Genomic DNA, 20,251 nt, shown 5'->3' with positions numbered 1-20,251 from the left:
AAACTGACTTTAGCGAGTCGGCTTTAAGATATTGCTCTTTAACAATCCGGAACAAGCTGAAAATTTGAAAGAGCGGCTTTTTTACAGAAGCCGTTCAGAGTCTCTCAATTTCTCGCGCCGGTAAGTGTCTCACGAGACGCTTGCGGGTTGTGAGGTTAAGCGACGAAGCGTACACGGTGGATGCCCTGGCAGTCAGAGGCGATGAAGGGCGTGCTAATCTGCGATAAGCGCCGGCAAGGTGATATGAACCGCAATAACCGGCGATACCCGAATGGGGAAACCCAGTGCAATCCGTTGCACTATCATGTCATGAATACATAGTGGCATGAGGCGAACCGGGGGAACTGAAACATCTAAGTACCCGAGGAAAAGAAATCAACCGAGATTCCCTGAGTAGCGGCGAGCGAACGGGGAAGAGCCCAGAACCTGAATCAGCGCGTGTGTTAGTGGAAGCGTCTGGAAAGGCGCACGGTACAGGGTGACAGTCCCGTACACAAAAGCGCATGCGCTGTGAGTTCGACGAGTAGGGCGGGACACGTGGTATCCTGTCTGAACATGGGGGGACCATCCTCCAAGGCTAAATACTCCTGACTGACCGATAGTGAACCAGTACCGTGAGGGAAAGGCGAAAAGAACCCCGGCGAGGGGAGTGAAACAGAACCTGAAACCGTGTACGTACAAGCAGTGGGAGCCTACTTGTTAGGTGACTGCGTACCTTTTGTATAATGGGTCAGCGACTTATATTCTGTAGCAAGGTTAACCGCATAGGGGAGCCGAAGGGAAACCGAGTCTTAACCGGGCGCTAAGTTGCAGGGTATAGACCCGAAACCCGGTGATCTAGCCATGGGCAGGTTGAAGGTTGGGTAACACTAACTGGAGGACCGAACCGACTAATGTTGAAAAATTAGCGGATGACCTGTGGCTGGGGGTGAAAGGCCAATCAAACCGGGAGATAGCTGGTTCTCCCCGAAAGCTATTTAGGTAGCGCCTCGTGAATTCATCTCCGGGGTAGAGCACTGTTTCGGCTAGGGGGCCATCCCGGCTTACCAACCCGATGCAAACTGCGAATACCGGAGAATGTTATCACGGGAGACACACGGCGGGTGCTAACGTCCGTCGTGAAGAGGGAAACAACCCAGACCGCCAGCTAAGGTCCCAAAGTCATGGTTAAGTGGGAAACGATGTGGGAAGGCCCAGACAGCCAGGATGTTGGCTTAGAAGCAGCCATCATTTAAAGAAAGCGTAATAGCTCACTGGTCGAGTCGGCCTGCGCGGAAGATGTAACGGGGCTAAACCATGCACCGAAGCTGCGGCAGCGACACGTAAGTGTTGTTGGGTAGGGGAGCGTTCTGTAAGCCTGCGAAGGTGTGCTGTGAGGCATGCTGGAGGTATCAGAAGTGCGAATGCTGACATAAGTAACGATAAAGCGGGTGAAAAGCCCGCTCGCCGGAAGACCAAGGGTTCCTGTCCAACGTTAATCGGGGCAGGGTGAGTCGACCCCTAAGGCGAGGCCGAAAGGCGTAGTCGATGGGAAACGGGTTAATATTCCCGTACTCGGCGTTACTGCGAAGGGGGGACGGAGAAGGCTATGTTGGCCGGGCGACGGTTGTCCCGGTTTAAGCGTGTAGGCTGAGCATCCAGGCAAATCCGGATGCTTAAGGCTGAGGCGTGATGACGAGGCGCTACGGCGCTGAAGCAACAAATGCCCTGCTTCCAGGAAAAGCCTCTAAGCTCCAGGTAACGCGGAATCGTACCCCAAACCGACACAGGTGGTCAGGTAGAGAATACCAAGGCGCTTGAGAGAACTCGGGTGAAGGAACTAGGCAAAATGGTGCCGTAACTTCGGGAGAAGGCACGCTGGCGCGTAGGTGAGGGGACTTGCTCCCGGAGCCGAGGCCAGTCGAAGATACCAGCTGGCTGCAACTGTTTATTAAAAACACAGCACTGTGCAAACACGAAAGTGGACGTATACGGTGTGACGCCTGCCCGGTGCCGGAAGGTTAATTGATGGGGTCAGCGGCAACGCGAAGCTCTTGATCGAAGCCCCGGTAAACGGCGGCCGTAACTATAACGGTCCTAAGGTAGCGAAATTCCTTGTCGGGTAAGTTCCGACCTGCACGAATGGCGTAATGATGGCCAGGCTGTCTCCACCCGAGACTCAGTGAAATTGAACTCGCTGTGAAGATGCAGTGTACCCGCGGCAAGACGGAAAGACCCCGTGAACCTTTACTACAGCTTGACACTGAACACCGGTCCTTGATGTGCAGGATAGGTGGGAGGCTTTGAAGCGCGGACGCCAGTCCGCGTGGAGCCGCCCTTGAAATACCACCCTTTAATGGCTGGTGTTCTAACGTAGGCCCGTAATCCGGGCTGCGGACAGTGTCTGGTGGGTAGTTTGACTGGGGCGGTCTCCTCCCAAAGCGTAACGGAGGAGTACGAAGGTCAGCTAATCACGGTCGGACATCGTGAGGTTAGTGCAATGGCATAAGCTGGCTTGACTGCGAGAGTGACGGCTCGGGCAGGTGCGAAAGCAGGTCATAGTGATCCGGTGGTTCTGAATGGAAGGGCCATCGCTCAACGGATAAAAGGTACTCCGGGGATAACAGGCTGATACCGCCCAAGAGTTCATATCGACGGCGGTGTTTGGCACCTCGATGTCGGCTCATCACATCCTGGGGCTGAAGTAGGTCCCAAGGGTATGGCTGTTCGCCATTTAAAGTGGTACGCGAGCTGGGTTTAGAACGTCGTGAGACAGTTCGGTCCCTATCTGCCGTGGGCGCTGGAAGACTGAGAGGGGTTGCTCCTAGTACGAGAGGACCGGAGTGAACGCACCGCTGGTGTACGGGTTGTCATGCCAATGGCACTGCCCGGTAGCTACGTGCGGAAGAGATAAGTGCTGAAAGCATCTAAGCACGAAACTTGCCTCGAGATGAGTCTTCCCTGAGGCCTTTGAGCCTCCTGAAGGGACGTTGAAGACGACGACGTTGATAGGCCGGGTGTGTAAGCGCAGCGATGCGTTGAGCTGACCGGTACTAATGACCCGTGAGGCTTAACCTTACAACGCCGGAAGCGTTTTGGGGAAAGAGAGAGACGCGAGAATTTTCAGTTTGTTCACCGGATTAAAGCATCAAGCGGGAGCGGGTAAAAGCGCGTTCCGGCGACAAGAATTTGCCTGGCGGCGAGAGCGCGGTGGTCCCACCTGACCCCATGCCGAACTCAGAAGTGAAACGCCGCAGCGCCGATGGTAGTGTGGGGCTTCCCCATGCGAGAGTAGGGAACTGCCAGGCATCAAACAAACGACGGAGCCCCGGCGAAAGCCGGGGCTTTTTCGTCTCTGCAATATCCAGGTTTTCCTTTCCTTTTTCCTGCCGGGAAAATTTTCACCCTGTTTTTTATGATCAACAGACCCTTGCGGATAAGCGTCTTCCCCCATCGCCAGACGCTATCTCAACAACTCAAATATCTATACTGCTGCCGTTAATATGGTTAAGCCATTGAATAATAAAAGCAGCGATCTGCTGCGGATTATTCAAATCCAGTAGTGGAACAGTTAGCGTTATATCCAGCGATTCATCACTGGCGACCGCAATTACCCTCTCATCCAGCAGTGTTTCCCAGTCCGCGTCGGTATGGTGCTGACCAGATTGTCTACGCCACAGCAGAATACGTGGGATCGGCTCATCCTTAAAACCCTCAACCAACACAATATCCAGCGTACGCGCATCCATTTGACTTACCAGCCAGCTAAAATCAGGATCCTGTTCATCCGGCGTTTCCATCATTAATGCCCAGCGCTGTTTACTGGCGACCAATACCTGATCGGCACCCGCTTTACGTAATTCGTAGCTGTCTTTGCCCGGCGTATCGACATCCATATTATGATGCGTATGTTTAATCAATCCAGGGCGAACACCGCGCTGTTTAAGCAAGGGAATCAATTTCTTAAGCAGCGTTGTTTTTCCGGTTCCGCTCCAGGCTGCAATAGCCAGTATCGGTAGCATTACGCTTTCTCCTCATAATGGCGAAGATCGTCGGGAGTATTTATGTTAACGAATGCCTGCTCTTCGTCATCGAACTCCACTGCATGACCGCCAGCCTGAAGTAAAAAATGCATGACGCGCCGTTCGCCGCTGTCCAGATAATCAATCAGCTGAGGAACAAGGCTACGATGTACCAAAGACAGCGCCGGATGATCGCGGTGATGCGATCGTACCCATACCGCAGGAGCCTGCTCTTTTTGCTGCCAGAGCCGTGTAACATAATCTTCAGGAATAAAAGGCGTATCACAGGCAGAAAAGGCAATCCATGCGCTTTCAATTTGCTGAAAAGCGCTGAGCATTCCGGCTAACGGACCAGGGTAATCGGGTAACGTATCGCTAATCACTCGTAGCCGATTCCGTTGATATACTTCCAGATGCCGGTTTGCGCTGATGCTTACCTCATGAACCTGGGGTGCCAGCCGCTGCCAGACATGCAGCCATAACGGTTTACCCCACAGCGTTAATTGCGCCTTATCTTGTCCTCCCATGCGGCTGCTCCGCCCGCCTGCCAGAATTACGCCAGCTACTGTCGTTCGCCAATCGCTCACGTTTAAAACCTCTCTTTTATTATGGTGATAACCCTGCTAACGTAAGTGCCCGATAAATCGTTATGGATAACAATATGAAATACCATCGACTGAATGAGCTGCTGGAGCTGCTACAGCCAGCCTGGCAAACCGAGCCGGACCTTAACCTGCTGCAATTTTTGCAAAAACTGGCGGAAGAGTCAGGCTTTGACGGCCCGCTGCATACGCTAACTGATGATATCCTGATCTATCATCTGAAAATGCGTGGTGCCGATAAGCAAGAAGCGATTCCTGGCCTAAAAAAAGATTATGAAGATGATTTTAAAACGGCGCTGCTTCGTGCGCGTGGCATAATTAAAGATTAATCTTTCCGGCCTTCTGTCGGGCCGGCCAATCGGTGTTATTCTTACCCGCTTCTGGCACTAAGCAGAGATGCACGATGGAAAACACCGCCTTTCATTTTCACACCCTTAATCCTGATACCATAATCGATGCGCTCTGGGATACCGGTCTGCGTGTCGATTCAGGCCTGACCGCGCTTAACAGCTATGAAAATCGCGTTTACCAGTTCTCCGATGAGGAGAAGCGGCGCTACGTAGTTAAGTTCTATCGTCCACAGCGCTGGAATCGCGAGCAGATTGAAGAAGAACATCAGTTTGCGCTGGAATTACAGCAGGATGACGTACCGCTGGCCGCGCCGTTAATGCTTAACGGCAGTACGCTACATCAGCACGATGGCTTTTGGTTTGCGGTATTTCCCAGCCTGGGCGGGCGACAATATGAAACAGATAACGAAGATCAACTGGAAGCCGTAGGGCGCTTTATCGCCCGCATTCATCAATGCGGCGAGCGCAAACCTTTTCACGTCCGTCCCACCATTGGTCTGCAAGAATACCTTAATGAGCCCGCCCTGATTTTGCAGCAAAGCAGTCTGGTACCAAAGGCGTTAAAAGAAACATTAAGTAATACTATTGCTCAGCTAAGCAAAACTTTACAAGATTGCTGGCATACTGACTGGACGCCGCTGCGTCTGCATGGTGATTGTCACCCAGGTAATATTCTGTGGCGCGACGGTCCGCTCTTCGTTGATTTAGACGATGCGCGCAGCGGGCCTGCGGTACAGGATCTGTGGATGCTTATTAATGGCGATCGGCAACAGCAGCGTATCCAGTGGGATATTTTGCTTGAAGCGTATGGGGAATTCAGGGAGTTTGATATTAATGAATTGTCACTGATTGAGCCTTTACGCGCTATGCGCATGGTTTATTATCTGGCGTGGATTGTTCGACGCTGGCAGGATCCTGCTTTTCCGCGCAGTTTTCCGTGGATGACGGAAGAGGATTTCTGGCGCAGGCAAATTGCCTCTTTTAAAGAGCAAAATAACTTGTTACAGCAGCCGCCACTGCGGTTAATGCCTGAATACTGATATTTGTTTAAGGAGATGGACTTAAAATGAAAAAATTATGGCTTGCGCTGGTTGGTCTTGTTCTGGCGTTTAGTGCCTCAGCCGCACAGTTTACCGATGGAAAGCAGTACGTCACGCTGGATAAGCCAGTTGCGGGTGAACCGCAGGTGATGGAGTTCTTTTCGTTTTTCTGCCCCCACTGTTATCAGTTTGAAGAAGTTTTTCACGTTGGCGATGCCGTAAAGAAAAATTTGCCGCAGGATGTGAAAATGACTAAATATCACGTTGATTTCCTGGGTGCTGAAATGGGGCCGGTCCTGACGCATGCCTGGGCAGTCGCTATGGCTCTGGGTGTTGAAGATAAAGTCTCTCCGCCGATTTTCGAAGGTATTCAGAAAACCCAAACCATTAACGATCCAGCCAGCCTCAAAACCGTCTTCGTTAAGGCTGCAGGCATTACGCCAGAAGAATATGATGCCGCCTGGAACAGCTTTGCGGTAAAAGCGCTGGTAGCCCAGCAGCAGAAAGCGGCAGCGGATGTGGATCTGCGTGGCGTACCGGCAATGTTTGTGAATGGCAAATACATGGTTAACAATGGCGGCCTCGATACAGACTCAGTGGATAGCTTCGTTCAGCAATATGCCAACGTGGTAAAATTCCTCGTCAACAAAAAGTAAAAACGATCTAAAAAAGACGCCGGTGACCCCGGCGTTTTTTTATTCATGCAGTATACTTTCCCCTGAGCCTGATGAAAAAATGACCGCTTGCTCGGATCGAGAGTGAATTTAAACCTGAAGATCCGGGTACTTTCAGGATCGTCCATATTTATATCCACATTTGATCTGAATTAATTTTCACGATGGCGCGATCTTTTCGATGATCCAAACCAATGATTTTTAATGATTAATTTTACCGCTTTTTTGTATATCTGCGTAAATAACAATACGTTAGTATTTTTGCACACAAAGTTATCCACAGGTAATGCAGCCGACCGCTGCGCTTTTTTCCAGAGCTAACGCTAAACTTCCGTCCAGGTTATTTCATTTTTGTCCGTGTCATGTGGCATCCTTATGCTATATCAACGATCATCCTGGAACGTGAAAACTTATGGCTCAAATTGCAGAAAACCCTTTGATTCTGGTAGATGGATCCTCCTACCTTTATCGCGCTTATCACGCCTTTCCGCCGCTGACCAACAGCGCTGGTGAGCCGACCGGAGCGATGTACGGCGTTCTCAACATGCTGCGCAGCTTATTGTTGCAGTATAAGCCCAGCCATGTTGCCGTAGTGTTTGATGCAAAAGGCAAAACGTTCCGTGACGAACTGTTTGAACATTACAAATCCCATCGCCCGCCCATGCCTGACGACCTGCGTGCACAAATTGAGCCGCTGCATAATATGGTGCGTGCAATGGGGCTGCCGCTGCTGGCGGTTTCCGGCGTAGAGGCGGATGACGTCATCGGTACGCTGGCATTGCAGGCGGAAAAGCAGGGGCGCGCGGTGCTAATCAGCACTGGTGATAAAGATATGGCGCAGCTGGTGACGCCCAATATCACGCTAATTAATACCATGAATAACGCCATCCTCGGCCCGGAAGAGGTAAAGGATAAATATGGTATCCCGCCTGAACTGATTATTGATTTCCTCGCGCTGATGGGCGATTCCTCTGACAATATTCCGGGTGTACCTGGCGTTGGCGAAAAAACGGCCCAAGCGCTATTACAGGGATTAGGCGGTATCCAGACGCTGTATGAAAATCTGGATAAAGTGGCCGATTTAAGCTTCCGTGGCGCGAAAACCATGGCGGCTAAGCTGGAGCAAAATAAAGAAGTGGCGCTGCTTTCTTACCAGCTTGCCACGATTAAAACGGATGTCGAGCTGGAAGTAGGCTGTGAACAGCTGACGGTAAACGATCCTGACATAGAAACGCTGCTTGGCCTGTTCCGTCATTATGAATTTCGCCGTTGGATTAGCGATCTGGAAGAAGGCAAATGGCTACAGGGGCGGAAAAGCGGAGCCAGCGTGCAGAAAACATTGGCTGATGTGGCAGAAACGCAGCCGGAAAGCACCAGCGTACTTTCTTCAGATGGCTACGTTACCATCCTTGATGAAGAGACGTTCGACAGCTGGCTGAAGAAGCTACAGGAAAGCGCGCTGTTTGCCTTCGATCTGGAGACCGATTCGCTCGATACGCTTACCGCCAATATTATCGGCCTCTCTTTTGCTATCGCTCCCGGCGAGGCTGCCTATTTGCCGGTAGCGCATGATTATCTTGATGCGCCCGATCAATTAGATCGCAACGCGGTGCTGGCACGTCTTAAACCGCTGCTTGAGGACGAGCGGCTGCTGAAGGTAGGGCAGAACCTCAAATTCGATCGTAGCGTGCTGAAAAATTATGATATCGAACTGGGCGGCATTAAGTTCGATACTATGCTTGAATCCTACATGCTGAACAGCGTGGTTGGTAAGCATGATATGGACAGCCTGGCGGCGCGTTGGCTGAACCATAAAACGGTGACCTTCACTGAAATCGCAGGCAAGGGTAAAAACCAGCTCACTTTTAACCAGATCGCGCTGGAGCAGGCGGCACATTATGCAGCGGAAGATGCGGACGTCACGCTACAGCTGCACCTGAAAATGTGGCCGGAGCTGGAAAAAGAAGCCGGGCCGAAGAAAGTGTTTGAAGAAATCGAGATGCCGCTGCTGACGGTCATCTCGCGCATAGAACGCAACGGCGTATTAATCGATCAAAATATTCTGGCCAGGCATTCTCAGGAGTTGACTATACGCCTGAAAGAGCTGGAAGAAAAAGCGCATGAACTGGCAGGCGAGCCGTTTAACCTCTCCTCGCCTAAGCAGCTGCAAACTATTCTGTTTGAAAAGCAGGGCATCAAACCTACGAAAAAAACGCCGGGTGGCGCGCCTTCTACCAGTGAAGAGGTGTTGGCGGAGCTGGCGCTGGATTACCCACTGCCTAAGGTTATCCTTGAACATCGCGGGCTATCGAAACTGAAATCTACCTATACCGATAAGCTGCCGCAGATGATTAACCCGCGCACCGGGCGCGTGCATACTTCGTATCAGCAGGCGGTAACCGCAACCGGGCGTCTTTCTTCTACCGATCCTAACCTGCAAAACATACCGGTGCGTAATGATGAAGGACGGCGTATTCGCCAGGCTTTTATTGCATCGAAAGGTTGCCGTATTGTTGCGGCTGACTACTCACAGATTGAACTGCGCATCATGGCCCACCTCTCGCAGGATGATGGTCTGCTGGCCGCCTTCGCGGAAGGTCAGGATATCCACCGCGCTACGGCCGCAGAAGTTTTCGGCGTCAGCGTTGATAAGGTAACCAGTGAACAGCGCCGTAGTGCGAAAGCCATTAACTTTGGGCTGATTTACGGTATGAGTGCTTTCGGCCTGTCACGCCAGCTGAATATTGGGGCGGGCGAGGCGAAAGTCTATATGGATCGCTATTTCGAGCGTTATCCCGGCGTGCTGACCTATATGGAAAATACCCGTAAGCAGGCATCAGAGCAGGGTTATGTCTCTACGCTGGACGGACGTCGGTTGTGGCTGCCCGATATCAAATCCGCCAACGCAATTCGCCGTAAGGCGGCGGAACGCGCGGCGATTAACGCACCGATGCAGGGAACGGCGGCAGATATCATCAAGCGTGCAATGATTGATGTTGATGCCTGGCTGCGGCAGCCGGATGCCCCGCAGGTCACAATGATTATGCAGGTTCACGATGAACTGGTATTTGAAGTACGTGAAGAGGATATCGAGACGGCCAGCGCCAAAATCCGCCAGCTAATGGAAAACAGTATGAAGCTGGATGTGCCGCTGCGAGTCGATATCGGCGTAGGCGACAACTGGGATCAGGCGCACTAACCGTTGTTTAAGCCTGTTATTGTGGCAGGCTGATTCACCTTTGCCGATACTGATGCCTTTTTATTCAATGCGTTAAAAAGATAAAGGTCTCGCGGCTAACCACTTTTTTAGTAATTAAGCTACAGACATGAACCGGTTATGTGACGTCTGTTAAGAAAAAACTGCTGATTTATGAAAATTAACTACAAAAAATTCTTTGTGCGTCAGAAAAAATCAGGTAAAGTTTAAGACGTAGGGTACAGAGGTAAGATGTTCTATCTTTCAGACCTTTTACTTCACGTAATCGGATTTGGCTGAATATTAGCCGCCCCAGTCATTCTGTGACTGGGGCGTTTTTTATGGTGCTGCTTGCGACAAGGAATGCGCACCCGGCTGCGCATTCCTATCCTGTTTTACTCAGCCGCTTCGCCATTTAACGGGCTGAACCAGCTATCCAGCTTTTGCCGCAGTTTATCGACACCCATTTTCTTCAGCGAAGAGAAAATCTCAACCTGCACATCGCCCATAAAGGCTAATGAGGCTTCCCGTACCATGCTTAGCTGGCTTTTACGTGCGCCGGAAGCAAGTTTATCCGCCTTGGTCAGCAATACCAGGACTGGTATCTGACTTTGTACCGCCCATTCAATCATCTGCTGATCGAGATCTTTCATGGGATGACGAATATCCATAAGTACCACCAGCCCTTTCAGACATTCGCGTTTTTGCAGATATTCGCCCAGCGCACGTTGCCATTTGCGCTTCATCTCTTCCGGTACTTCAGCGTAACCATAGCCAGGAAGATCCACGAGCCGTGCGCCTTCAGCAACCTGAAACAGGTTGATCAGCTGTGTACGTCCTGGTGTTTTACTGGTACGCGCCAGGTTTTTCTGATTCGTCAACGTATTGAGGGCACTGGACTTACCCGCATTTGAACGTCCTGCAAAAGCCACTTCGATACCGTTATCAGCCGGAAGATGACGAATATCCGGGGCGCTGGTAACAAAGTGGGTAACGTGATAATTCAAGCCAGACAAAATAGCGGCTCCTGAAGCGTTCATTGAATTTGATGGCGTGATTATACCCTTAAAGCGACTAAAGCGCTTGCTGGCCAGCTTTATGAAAAAATTTGTAAGATATCTGCCATAGTTATTGCCAGCTATCGACGTTAGTTATTAATCCTTTTTTATTAAATCCTTTATTATTCATGAAGTTAATTTTTTTATTTAAAAAACACCGCTGATAAATGCTGTACGGACCTTGTGACTTTTCCTGTTTCGTCTAAAGTAATTCTCAGAGTTTGGAAAGCTTGCTTCAGGATGAAGCGCTCAAGGATCTCAGGGAAAAGCGGAGCGGGAGTCAGGATCGGGTGCGAAGGAATGTGCCGTCAGGGATAGGGAATTGCTCAGGGTGAGAGCAAACGGCAAAGGGAAAAACCGGGACGTTGATTGCAAAACGGACTTTAAGGAAGGTTGTCCTTCTACGGAAGGTACGAAAAAAGGCGACAGGGTGACCTGTCGCCTTTTTTCTTTGCGCGCTTTCTGCTAGATTCCGCCGCAATTCTATACTAAAGAAAAAAACCGGATAAAAGATGATGAAACCTGCACGTAAGCCGCAGACCAGCGCGGCACCGAAAGTAAAACGTAAGGCGCGTGAAGAGCAAAATCAGGAAGCGCGCGATCGTAAACGCGACAAAAAGCGTCGCGGTCATGCGGCAGGGAGCCGGGCTAATCCTGTGACACAGCAAAACAACAAAGGAAACGCTGCACAGGCAAAAGATCCGCGTATCGGCAGTAAAAAGCCGGTGCCGTTGCTGAAAGAGGGAACCGTTGTTGCCACGCCGGTAAAAAAAGCACCTGTTCAGCAAAAGCCCCTGATGAGTCCGGAAGATGAACTGGCGATGCTGGAAAATGATGAGCGCCTTGATACGCTGCTGGATCGCCTGGAAAACAATGACATGCTGTCGGCAGAAGAACAGGCCTGGCTGGATCAAACGCTTGATCGTATCGACGTGTTGATGGAACAGCTCGGCATCGAGATGGATGATGAGGCGGATGAAGATGCCGATGAGGATATGTATCGTCTGTTAAAAGGCGAGCGTTAAGATTTTCTTATAAAATGACGGGCTGAAGGATTCCTCGACGGTCCGTTATTCAGGTATTACATCATGTTTTGGCCTGGATCAATTATCGCATTTTTATTAGCGTGTTATCTGTTTTGGCTGTTTGTTAGACTACGTCGCCTGACGCAGCTGAAATCCCGGCTGCGCCGAGCTACCGCTAACCGGCAGCGCCAGGCCTCCTTGTTACTGACGCGGCCCGTAAAGCGTCGTAACTGGAAGGAGTAAACATGGCATTGCCGTTAACCGAGTGGGATCAGGCCCTGATCGAAAAATATAACTACGCCGGGCCACGCTATACCTCTTATCCCACTGCGCTGGAGTTCACTGAGGGCTGGAGCGAGGCGGCATTTCAACAGGCTGCCCGGCGCTATCCCGAACGCCCACTTTCTCTTTATATCCATATTCCGTTTTGTCATCGTCTCTGCTATTTCTGTGGTTGTAACAAACAGGTTACCCGACAGATGCACAAGGGCGATCGCTATCTTGACGTGCTGGAACAGGAAATCCGCCAGCGTGCCGCCTTATTCAGTGAACGTAAGGTCATGCAAATGCACTGGGGCGGCGGAACGCCAACCTGGCTGAGTAAAGCACAAATCAGCCGCCTGATGACCATACTGCGCGAATGCTTCTCTTTCAGTGATGAGGCGGAGATCTCTATTGAAGTTGATCCGCGTGAATTAGAGCTGGACGTACTCGATCATCTGCGTTCGCTGGGCTTTAACCGTCTGAGTATGGGCGTGCAGGACTTTAATAAAGTGGTGCAGGAACGGGTTAACCGTGTTCAGGATGAGGCCTTTATCTTCGCGCTGATTGCACGAGCGCGTGAGCTGGGTTTTACCTCCAGCAATATCGATTTGATATATGGCCTGCCTATGCAGACGCCACAAAGCTTCGCCTATACGTTGGAAAAGGTTGCGATGCTGCAACCCGATCGCCTGAGCGTGTTTAACTATGCGCACCTGCCGACGCTGTTTGCCGCTCAGCGGAAAATTAAAGATGATGAACTGCCGAGCGCGGCGCAGAAGCTGGATATTTTACAACAAACTATCGCGACGCTAACCGCGCAGGGCTATCAGTATATCGGGATGGATCACTTTGCGCGCCCTGATGATGAGCTGGCTATTGCACAGCGAGAGGGCAAACTGCATCGCAATTTCCAGGGTTACACTACGCATGGCGACAGCGATCTGTTGGGTATGGGCGTATCCGCCATCAGCATGCTGGGCGACTGTTACGCCCAGAATCAAAAAGATCTGAAAGCGTACTATGCCAGCGTGGAGCAACAGGGGAATGCCTTATGGCGCGGGTTATCGCTGAGCGCGGATGATTGCCTGCGACGTGATGTGATTAAGTCACTTATCTGCAATTTTGCGCTTTCTTTCCATGAGGCAGAAGCGGCAGGCGGTGTGAAATTTACGGACTATTTTGCTGAAGATTTAGCGCTTCTTGCGCCGCTGGCGGAAGACGGGCTGGTGGAGATAAGCAGCGATAGCTTGACGGTAACGCCTAAAGGGCGTTTGCTGATTCGTAACATCTGTATGTGCTTTGATGTTTACATGCGGCAGCGAGCCCGACAGCAGCAATTCTCACGCGTGATTTAAGCTGCGTAACAAAAAGGCCGGTATGTTCCGGCCTTTCTGTTAACTGAAGAAATTAAGCATCACGGCGCATAACACAGCCGCCAGCGCGGTTTGTGGTGAATGACCGAAAGCGGCACCGGTTTCAGCGCTTTGCGAGACCAAATGCATCAGTGATTCAAGCATAATAAACCTCCGGATAACCGCTCAAAATAATACTGAACGGCACCGAAGTGTAAAGCGTAATGCTACTAAAATTGTGCAATAAACAACCTTTTTTGATCTTTTCTGGCTTATTCCATACCCAATTCTTTCAGTTTACGCGTAAGCGTATTACGTCCCCAGCCCAGCAGGCGTGCCGCCTCCTGTTTATGCCCCTGCGTATGGCGCAGTGCGGTAGTGAGCAGAGTACGCTCCAGCTCCGGTTGTGCTTCCGACAACAGATCCTGATGACCGGAACGCAGCGCCCGATCGGCCCATTGCGCAAGCAACGTTGCCCAGCTATCCGGCAGTGATTGTACCGTCGGATCGCTACTGGTGCTTTCAAATAGCTCTGGCGGCAGATCCTGAATCAGCACCTCCTGACCGGCGGCCATTACCGTCAACCAGCGACAGGTGTTTTCCAGCTGGCGCACGTTACCCGACCAGTGCAGACGAGTCAGTGCCGCTTCAGCTTCGGGATGCAGAATTTTGGCCTCAACGCCCAGCTCGCGGGCGGCAACCTGCAGGAAATAGCGCGCCAGGCGCGGTATATCCTCACGACGTTCGCGCAGCGGTGGCAGATGCACACGAATCACATTCAGGCGGTGAAACAGGTCTTCGCGAAACTTGCCTTCCTGTACGCGCCTTTCCAGGTTCTGATGGGTTGCAGCGATAATGCGTACATCCACTTTTACCGGCGCATAGCCGCCAACACGGTAAAACTGCCCGTCAGCCAGTACGCGTAGCAGACGCGTCTGTACGTCGAGCGGCATATCGCCAATTTCATCCAAAAACAGCGTGCCGCCGTCCGCCTGTTCAAAGCGCCCCTGACGAATCTGGTTCGCGCCGGTAAAGGCGCCTTTCTCATGACCGAACAGCTCAGATTCGATGAGATCTTTGGGAATAGCTGCCATATTCAGCGCGATAAACGGTGCCTTGGCGCGTGGACTGTGGCGATGCAGCGCATGTGCTACCAGTTCCTTACCGGTGCCGGACTCACCGTTAATCAATACGCTGATTGAAGATCGCGAAAGGCGGCCAATGATACGAAATACATCCTGCATCGCTGGTGCTTCGCCGATAATATCAGTAGTGGGGCCATTAACCGGCCTGTCTCGCGGCTGCTGCTGCTCCTGATAGTGGCTGATAGCGCGTTCTACCAGCGCAACCGCTTCATCAATATCAAAAGGTTTGGGCAAGTAATCAAAAGCGCCCTGCTGGTAGGCGCTGACGGCGGCGTCCAGATCGGAATGTGCCGTCATAATGATGACCGGCAACATCGGGTGGCGCTGTTTAATCTGTTTCAGTAGTGCAAGGCCATCCATGCCGGGCATACGTATATCTGACAGTAAAACGTCTGGGGTTTTGCTGGCGAGCGCTTCCAGCACGGCATGGCCGCTTTCAAATGTCGTGCAGCTTAAACCAGCTCCGGTCAGTGCGCGTTCAAGCACCCAGCGGATGGAGCTATCGTCATCGACGATCCAAACTATCCCTCGTTGCATAGAAACCTCACTGGCGAATAGGCAGGTAAATGGAAAATTCGGTATGACCGGGCCAACTGCTGAATTCTATTTTTCCTGAATGCTGATCGAGCAGGCTGCGGGCAATAGAGAGGCCCAGCCCGGTGCCACCTTCGCGTCCGCTGACCATAGGGTAGAACAGCGTATCCTGTAGCTGAGTAGGAATGCCCGGCCCGTCATCCACAACATCAATACGCGCTACCAGGCGGTAGCGTACGCCATGCAGCGTGAGCTGGAAGGCGGTACGGGTGCGTATCATAATGGTGCCGCCTGCTTCGCCCAGCGCCTGTAATGCATTACGCACCACGTTCAGTAAAACCTGCTCTATCTGATCGGGATCGTGCGGTAGCTCCGGCAGGCTGGGATCGTAGTCGCGTACTAGCGAAACATTATGCGGTAGCTCCATATTGACCAGGCTCACAACCCGCTCTGCCACCTGATGAATGCTCTGCGTTACATGCATTCCCGGCTGTTGCGGGCCTAACAGACGATCGACCAGGTTACGCAGGCGATCGGCCTGTTCGATAATTACTTTGGTATATTCCGTCAGGGATGGATCGGGCAGGGCTTTTGCCAGCAGCTGAGCCGCACCACGCAGGCCGCCGAGCGGATTTTTAATCTCATGCGCCAGTCCCCGTACCAGATCGCGGGCAGCGACCTGCTGCGCATGTTGAATCTGCTCCTGACTAAGGCGTCGTTGGTTATCCATCGGTGCCATTTCCAGCAGGATCAGGCCGTCAGGCAGACGTTGGGCGGTCAGCGACATAATATGGGCTCGTCCATCCACCACCAGCGTTACTTCGCTGTCGGTAAAGCCCTGGCCTGCGGCCAGACTTTCCTGCATGACGCTAATATTGAGGGAAAAATAGCCCGTCAGCTCCGGCAGCGGCGTACCGAAAAGCTTGCGCGAACTTTGCGCCAGCAGCTGTTGCGCCGCCGGATTGGCGTAGTGAATAACCAGGTCATTATCAACCAGCAGTATGCAGTTAATTAGAGAGTTGAGAATCTGCCCAGCATCGGGCAGCAGGCCAGTTGCCATACAGCGTTCTCCTGCACCGTTTTAGTGCATTATAGTTTCAGGTTTGATAACGCGATATTCCGGCCAGTGGAGAAGCGGAGAAAAAAGCCCATCCGAAGATGGGCTGAAAGTTTCCACGGCAACAAAAACTCAAATCAATTAGACGCTGTAATAGAGCTCGAACTCAACCGGATGCGGCGTCATACGTACACGTTCCATTTCAGACTTACGTAGCTCGATATAGGCATCGATAGCATCGTCAGTAAAGACGCCGCCACGGGTCAGGAATTCACGATCTTCGTTCAGCGCATCGAGCGCTTCTTCCAGAGAGGCCGCTACTTTTGGAATTTCTGCCTCTTCTTCCGGCGGCAGGTCATACAGGTTTTTGTCCATCGCATCGCCAGGATGGATTTTGTTGATAACGCCGTCGAGGCCAGCCATCAGCAGTGCAGCAAAAGCCAGGTACGGGTTAGCAGCCGGATCCGGGAAACGAGCTTCAATACGACGCGCTTTCGGGCTGGCAACTACCGGGATACGGATAGAAGCTGAGCGGTTACGTGCAGAGTAAGCCAGCATGACCGGTGCTTCATAACCCGGAACCAGACGTTTATAAGAGTTGGTGGTCGGGTTAGCCAGAGCGTTGATCGCCTTCGCATGTTTAATCACACCGCCGATATAGAACAGCGCCATTTCAGAAAGGCCGCCGTATTTGTCGCCAGCGAACAGGTTAGTGCCGCCTTTAGACAGAGACATATGGCAGTGCATACCAGAGCCGTTATCGCCAAACATCGGTTTCGGCATAAAGGTGGCAGTTTTGCCCCAGGCGTGCGCGACGTTGTGTACGACATATTTGTAAATCTGGATTTCGTCTGCTTTCTTCACCATGGTGTTGAAGCGGGTAGCCACTTCGTTCTGACCAGCGGTAGCGACTTCGTGGTGATGTGCTTCTACCACCAGACCCATCTGCTCCATCGTCAGACACATAGCGGAGCGGATATCCTGTGCGGAATCTACCGGCGGAACCGGGAAGTAACCACCCTTCAGGCCCGGACGGTGGCCTTTGTTGCCGCCTTCATATTCTTTGCCGGTGTTCCATGCTGCTTCAATATCATCGATAGCGACGTGTGAACCGGAAGTGCTGCTGCCAAAACGAATATCATCAAACAGGAAGAATTCCGGTTCCGGGCCGAACAGCACGGTATCAGCGATGCCGGAAGAGCGCAGGAAATCTTCCGCGCGTTTAGCGATGGAGCGCGGGTCGCGGTCATAGCCCTGCATGGTGCCCGGCTCAAGAATGTCACAACGGATGATCAGCGTGGAATCTTCGTAGAATGGATCCAACACTGCGGTAGTTGGGTCTGGCATCAGCACCATGTCTGATTCGTTGATGCCTTTCCAGCCACCGATAGAGGAGCCGTCAAACATTTTGCCTTCTTCGAAGAAGTCTGCGTTGACCTGGTGGGCAGGAATGGTTACGTGCTGTTCTTTGCCTTTGGTGTCGGTGAAGCGCAGATCAACAAACTTAACCTCGTGTTCATTCATCATCGAAAGAACGTGTTCAGCGGACATACTCAACTCTCCTGATCATTGTCATTGTCGTCGTGGTGAGAGAACTTCATCCTGCCAGACGCGTAAAGTCGGGCGTACAGCCGGCAACAAAGTACTCGGACAAGCTATCAACCGTTGTGGAAACTGTCGTTTTTGCTTAAGTGAAATAAAGCGAATTCTGTGCCAACTTTTTTATTTGGCCTAAAAAGCGCTATGATGCACGCTCTCGACAAAAGAGAGATGCACCATGATGGATGTCGCGCACCATTGTAGTGCATATGAGCTGATTTTGAGCACCATTATGGTGCAGCTGGTCAATCAGGTGCATTTTTTGCACTGAAAGTGGTGTTTAAGGCAAGCCCTACAGCATTCTTTCTTTGATATTTGTGATCCTGTTCAGTCCTTCGATTAATCCGTGTACAATAGCGCGCTATTTCTAATGCCTGAGGCAAAGCTGTGATCGAAAATTTGCGTAACATCGCCATTATTGCGCACGTTGACCATGGGAAAACCACCCTGGTTGACAAACTGCTGCAACAGTCCGGTACTTTTGATGCCCGTACTGAAGCAACTGAGCGTGTAATGGACTCCAACGATTTGGAGAAAGAGCGTGGGATTACCATCCTCGCGAAAAATACCGCCATCAAATGGAACGACTATCGTATCAACATCGTTGATACTCCCGGACACGCCGACTTCGGTGGTGAAGTTGAGCGCGTAATGTCCATGGTTGATTCAGTGCTGCTGGTTGTCGATGCGATGGACGGCCCTATGCCGCAGACGCGTTTCGTGACCAAAAAAGCTTTTGCTCATGGTCTGAAACCGATCGTGGTTATCAACAAAATCGACCGTCCTGGCGCGCGCCCTGACTGGGTTGTTGACCAGGTATTTGATCTGTTCGTTAACCTCGACGCGACTGACGAGCAGCTCGATTTCCCGATTATTTATGCTTCTGCGTTGCAGGGCATCGCTGGCGTTGACCATACCGATATGGCCGCTGACATGACCCCGCTTTACCAGGCGATTGTTGACCACGTTCCGGCGCCGAGCGTCGATCTGGATGGCCCGCTGCAGATGCAAATCTCTCAGCTGGACTACAACAACTACCTGGGCGTTATCGGTATTGGCCGCATCAAACGCGGTAAAGTGAAGCCGAACCAGCAGGTAACGGTTATCGATAGCGAAGGTAAAACGCGTAACGCGAAAGTTGGCAAGGTGCTGGGTCACCTGGGCCTGGAGCGTATCGATACTGATCTGGCTGAAGCGGGCGACATCATCGCGATTACCGGTCTGGGCGAGCTGAATATCTCCGATACCATCTGCGATCCGCAAAACGTTGAAGCGCTGCCTGCGCTGAGCGTCGATGAGCCGACCGTTACCATGTTCTTCAACGTTAATACCTCGCCGTTCTGCGGTAAAGAAGGTAAATACGTGACGTCACGCCAGATCCTTGAGCGTCTGAAGAAAGAGCTGGTACACAACGTTGCGCTGCGCGTAGAAGAAACCGAAGATGCGGATGCTTTCCGTGTTTCCGGGCGCGGTGAGCTGCACCTCTCTGTCCTGATCGAAAACATGCGTCGTGAAGGCTTTGAGCTGGCGGTATCCCGTCCGAAAGTTATCTTCCGTGAAGTGGATGGCCGTAAGCAGGAACCGTTCGAAAACGTGACGCTGGATATCGAAGAACAGCATCAGGGTGCGGTGATGCAGGCGATGGGCGAACGTAAAGGCGACCTGAAAAACATGGACCCGGATGGTAAGGGCCGTGTGCGTCTGGATTACGTGATCCCAAGCCGTGGTCTGATCGGCTTCCGTAACGAATTTATGACCATGACCTCCGGTACCGGTCTGCTTTACTCCACCTTCAGCCACTATGACGATGTACGTCCGGGTGAAGTTGGTCAGCGCCAGAACGGCGTACTGATCTCTAACGGTCAGGGCAAGGCGGTTGCCTTTGCGCTCTTCGGCTTGCAGGATCGCGGTAAACTGTTCCTGGGTCACGGTGCGGAAGTGTATGAAGGCCAGATTATCGGTATCCACAGCCGCTCTAACGACCTGACCGTAAACTGCCTGACGGGTAAGAAGCTGACTAACATGCGTGCTTCTGGTACGGATGAAGCAACGACGCTGGTTCCGCCGATCAAGATGACGCTGGAGCAGGCGATCGAGTTTATCGATGATGATGAACTGGTTGAAGTGACGCCGACCTCGGTACGTATCCGTAAACGTTACCTGACGGAAAACGATCGTAAGCGCGCAGCGCGCGGCAGCAAAGACGTATAACCGTCACGCCAGCCTGTAAGCTAACGCTGTAACATGGCCCCTTACGGGGCCATTTTTTTATCCGGGCATCAAAACTAGCCTCTCTCCCTGCCTGAATTGCCGTTCTGATTTCTTCATCCCTGACGTTGTACCCTGTTCAGCCC

The 20,251-nt window shown here is 51.8% G+C and carries 15 protein-coding genes and 2 rRNA genes; 10 read left to right on the top strand and 7 right to left on the bottom strand.

Annotated features, from left to right (window positions below; all coding sequences use genetic code 11):
* Nucleotides 1-153: 153 nt before the first annotated feature.
* Together C7M51_RS17260 and rrf are read left to right on the top strand one after the other, a co-directional pair.
* Nucleotides 154-3,057, top strand: a 23S ribosomal RNA gene (locus C7M51_RS17260).
* A gap of 114 nt (nucleotides 3,058-3,171) precedes the next feature.
* Nucleotides 3,172-3,287 (top strand): 5S ribosomal RNA (gene rrf, locus C7M51_RS17255).
* A gap of 168 nt (nucleotides 3,288-3,455) precedes the next feature.
* Here the strand turns inward: rrf and mobB are convergent.
* Together mobB and mobA are read right to left on the bottom strand one after the other, a co-directional pair.
* Entirely contained in the window at nucleotides 3,456-4,001 is a 546-nt protein-coding gene (gene mobB, locus C7M51_RS17250) for a molybdopterin-guanine dinucleotide biosynthesis protein MobB (protein WP_160622794.1), read from the bottom strand.
* The gene (mobA, locus tag C7M51_RS17245) at nucleotides 4,001-4,528 is read right to left on the bottom strand and encodes a molybdenum cofactor guanylyltransferase MobA (RefSeq protein ID WP_244323751.1); all 528 of its coding nucleotides are present in this window, start codon (nucleotides 4,526-4,528) and stop codon (nucleotides 4,001-4,003) included. The genes mobB and mobA overlap by 1 nt, the downstream gene beginning before the upstream one ends.
* Nucleotides 4,529-4,662: 134 nt before the next feature.
* On the opposite strand from mobA, the gene C7M51_RS17240 reads away from it, so the two are divergent.
* From C7M51_RS17240 to spfP, 5 genes are all read left to right on the top strand, one after another.
* Nucleotides 4,663-4,932 carry a YihD family protein gene (locus C7M51_RS17240; RefSeq protein ID WP_141177600.1) on the top strand — a complete coding sequence of 90 codons (270 nt, stop codon included), beginning with the start codon at nucleotides 4,663-4,665 and terminating at the stop codon, nucleotides 4,930-4,932.
* Nucleotides 4,933-5,006: 74 nt separating this feature from the next.
* Nucleotides 5,007-5,993, top strand: a complete 987-nt coding sequence (locus C7M51_RS17235) for a serine/threonine protein kinase (RefSeq protein ID WP_160622792.1) — start codon at nucleotides 5,007-5,009, stop codon at nucleotides 5,991-5,993.
* A 26-nt stretch (nucleotides 5,994-6,019) separates the two neighbouring features.
* Nucleotides 6,020-6,649 (top strand): thiol:disulfide interchange protein DsbA, encoded by a 630-nt coding sequence (gene dsbA, locus C7M51_RS17230; RefSeq protein WP_160622791.1) that lies wholly within the window; start codon nucleotides 6,020-6,022, stop codon nucleotides 6,647-6,649.
* 430 nt (nucleotides 6,650-7,079) lie between these two features.
* Nucleotides 7,080-9,866 (top strand): DNA polymerase I, encoded by a 2,787-nt coding sequence (gene polA, locus C7M51_RS17225; protein WP_160622790.1) that lies wholly within the window; start codon nucleotides 7,080-7,082, stop codon nucleotides 9,864-9,866.
* Between the two features lie 249 nt (nucleotides 9,867-10,115).
* Nucleotides 10,116-10,163, top strand: coding sequence for a small protein SpfP (spfP, locus tag C7M51_RS22870; RefSeq protein ID WP_071892919.1), 48 nt, complete (start codon nucleotides 10,116-10,118; stop codon nucleotides 10,161-10,163).
* A gap of 95 nt (nucleotides 10,164-10,258) precedes the next feature.
* On the opposite strand, the gene yihA is transcribed toward spfP, so the two are convergent.
* On the bottom strand, nucleotides 10,259-10,879 hold the full coding sequence (gene yihA, locus C7M51_RS17220; protein WP_160622789.1) for a ribosome biogenesis GTP-binding protein YihA/YsxC: 621 nt from the start codon (nucleotides 10,877-10,879) through the stop codon (nucleotides 10,259-10,261).
* A gap of 554 nt (nucleotides 10,880-11,433) precedes the next feature.
* Between yihA and yihI the strand changes: the two genes are divergently transcribed.
* Together yihI and hemN are read left to right on the top strand one after the other, a co-directional pair.
* Complete coding sequence (gene yihI / locus C7M51_RS17215) at nucleotides 11,434-11,946, top strand: Der GTPase-activating protein YihI (protein ID WP_160622788.1); 513 nt, start codon at nucleotides 11,434-11,436, stop codon at nucleotides 11,944-11,946.
* Between the two features lie 245 nt (nucleotides 11,947-12,191).
* Entirely contained in the window at nucleotides 12,192-13,565 is a 1,374-nt protein-coding gene (gene hemN, locus C7M51_RS17210; RefSeq protein ID WP_160622787.1) for an oxygen-independent coproporphyrinogen III oxidase, read from the top strand.
* 39 nt (nucleotides 13,566-13,604) lie between these two features.
* Here the strand turns inward: hemN and C7M51_RS17205 are convergent, their stop codons facing one another.
* The 4 genes from C7M51_RS17205 to glnA all read right to left on the bottom strand — a co-directional run bounded on the left by C7M51_RS17205 (nucleotide 13,605) and on the right by glnA (nucleotide 17,849).
* Nucleotides 13,605-13,727 (bottom strand): YshB family small membrane protein, encoded by a 123-nt coding sequence (locus C7M51_RS17205; RefSeq protein WP_160622786.1) that lies wholly within the window; start codon nucleotides 13,725-13,727, stop codon nucleotides 13,605-13,607.
* 107 nt (nucleotides 13,728-13,834) lie between these two features.
* A complete protein-coding gene (gene glnG, locus C7M51_RS17200) occupies nucleotides 13,835-15,244 on the bottom strand; it encodes a nitrogen regulation protein NR(I) (protein ID WP_160622785.1) in 1,410 nt (469 codons plus the stop codon).
* A 7-nt stretch (nucleotides 15,245-15,251) separates the two neighbouring features.
* Nucleotides 15,252-16,301 (bottom strand): nitrogen regulation protein NR(II), encoded by a 1,050-nt coding sequence (gene glnL / locus C7M51_RS17195; protein WP_160622784.1) that lies wholly within the window; start codon nucleotides 16,299-16,301, stop codon nucleotides 15,252-15,254.
* A 138-nt stretch (nucleotides 16,302-16,439) separates the two neighbouring features.
* Nucleotides 16,440-17,849: a glutamate--ammonia ligase gene (glnA, locus tag C7M51_RS17190; RefSeq protein ID WP_160622783.1), complete on the bottom strand. Its 1,410-nt coding sequence runs from the start codon at nucleotides 17,847-17,849 to the stop codon at nucleotides 16,440-16,442.
* Between the two features lie 435 nt (nucleotides 17,850-18,284).
* On the opposite strand from glnA, the gene typA reads away from it, so the two are divergent.
* Nucleotides 18,285-20,108, top strand: a complete 1,824-nt coding sequence (gene typA, locus C7M51_RS17185) for a ribosome-dependent GTPase TypA (RefSeq protein ID WP_160622782.1) — start codon at nucleotides 18,285-18,287, stop codon at nucleotides 20,106-20,108.
* Nucleotides 20,109-20,251: the final 143 nt, after the last annotated feature.

The organism is Mixta intestinalis (genome assembly GCF_009914055.1).
Classification (GTDB): Bacteria; Pseudomonadota; Gammaproteobacteria; order Enterobacterales; family Enterobacteriaceae; genus Mixta; species Mixta intestinalis.
This window is presented reverse-complemented; position numbering and strand designations above follow the sequence as displayed.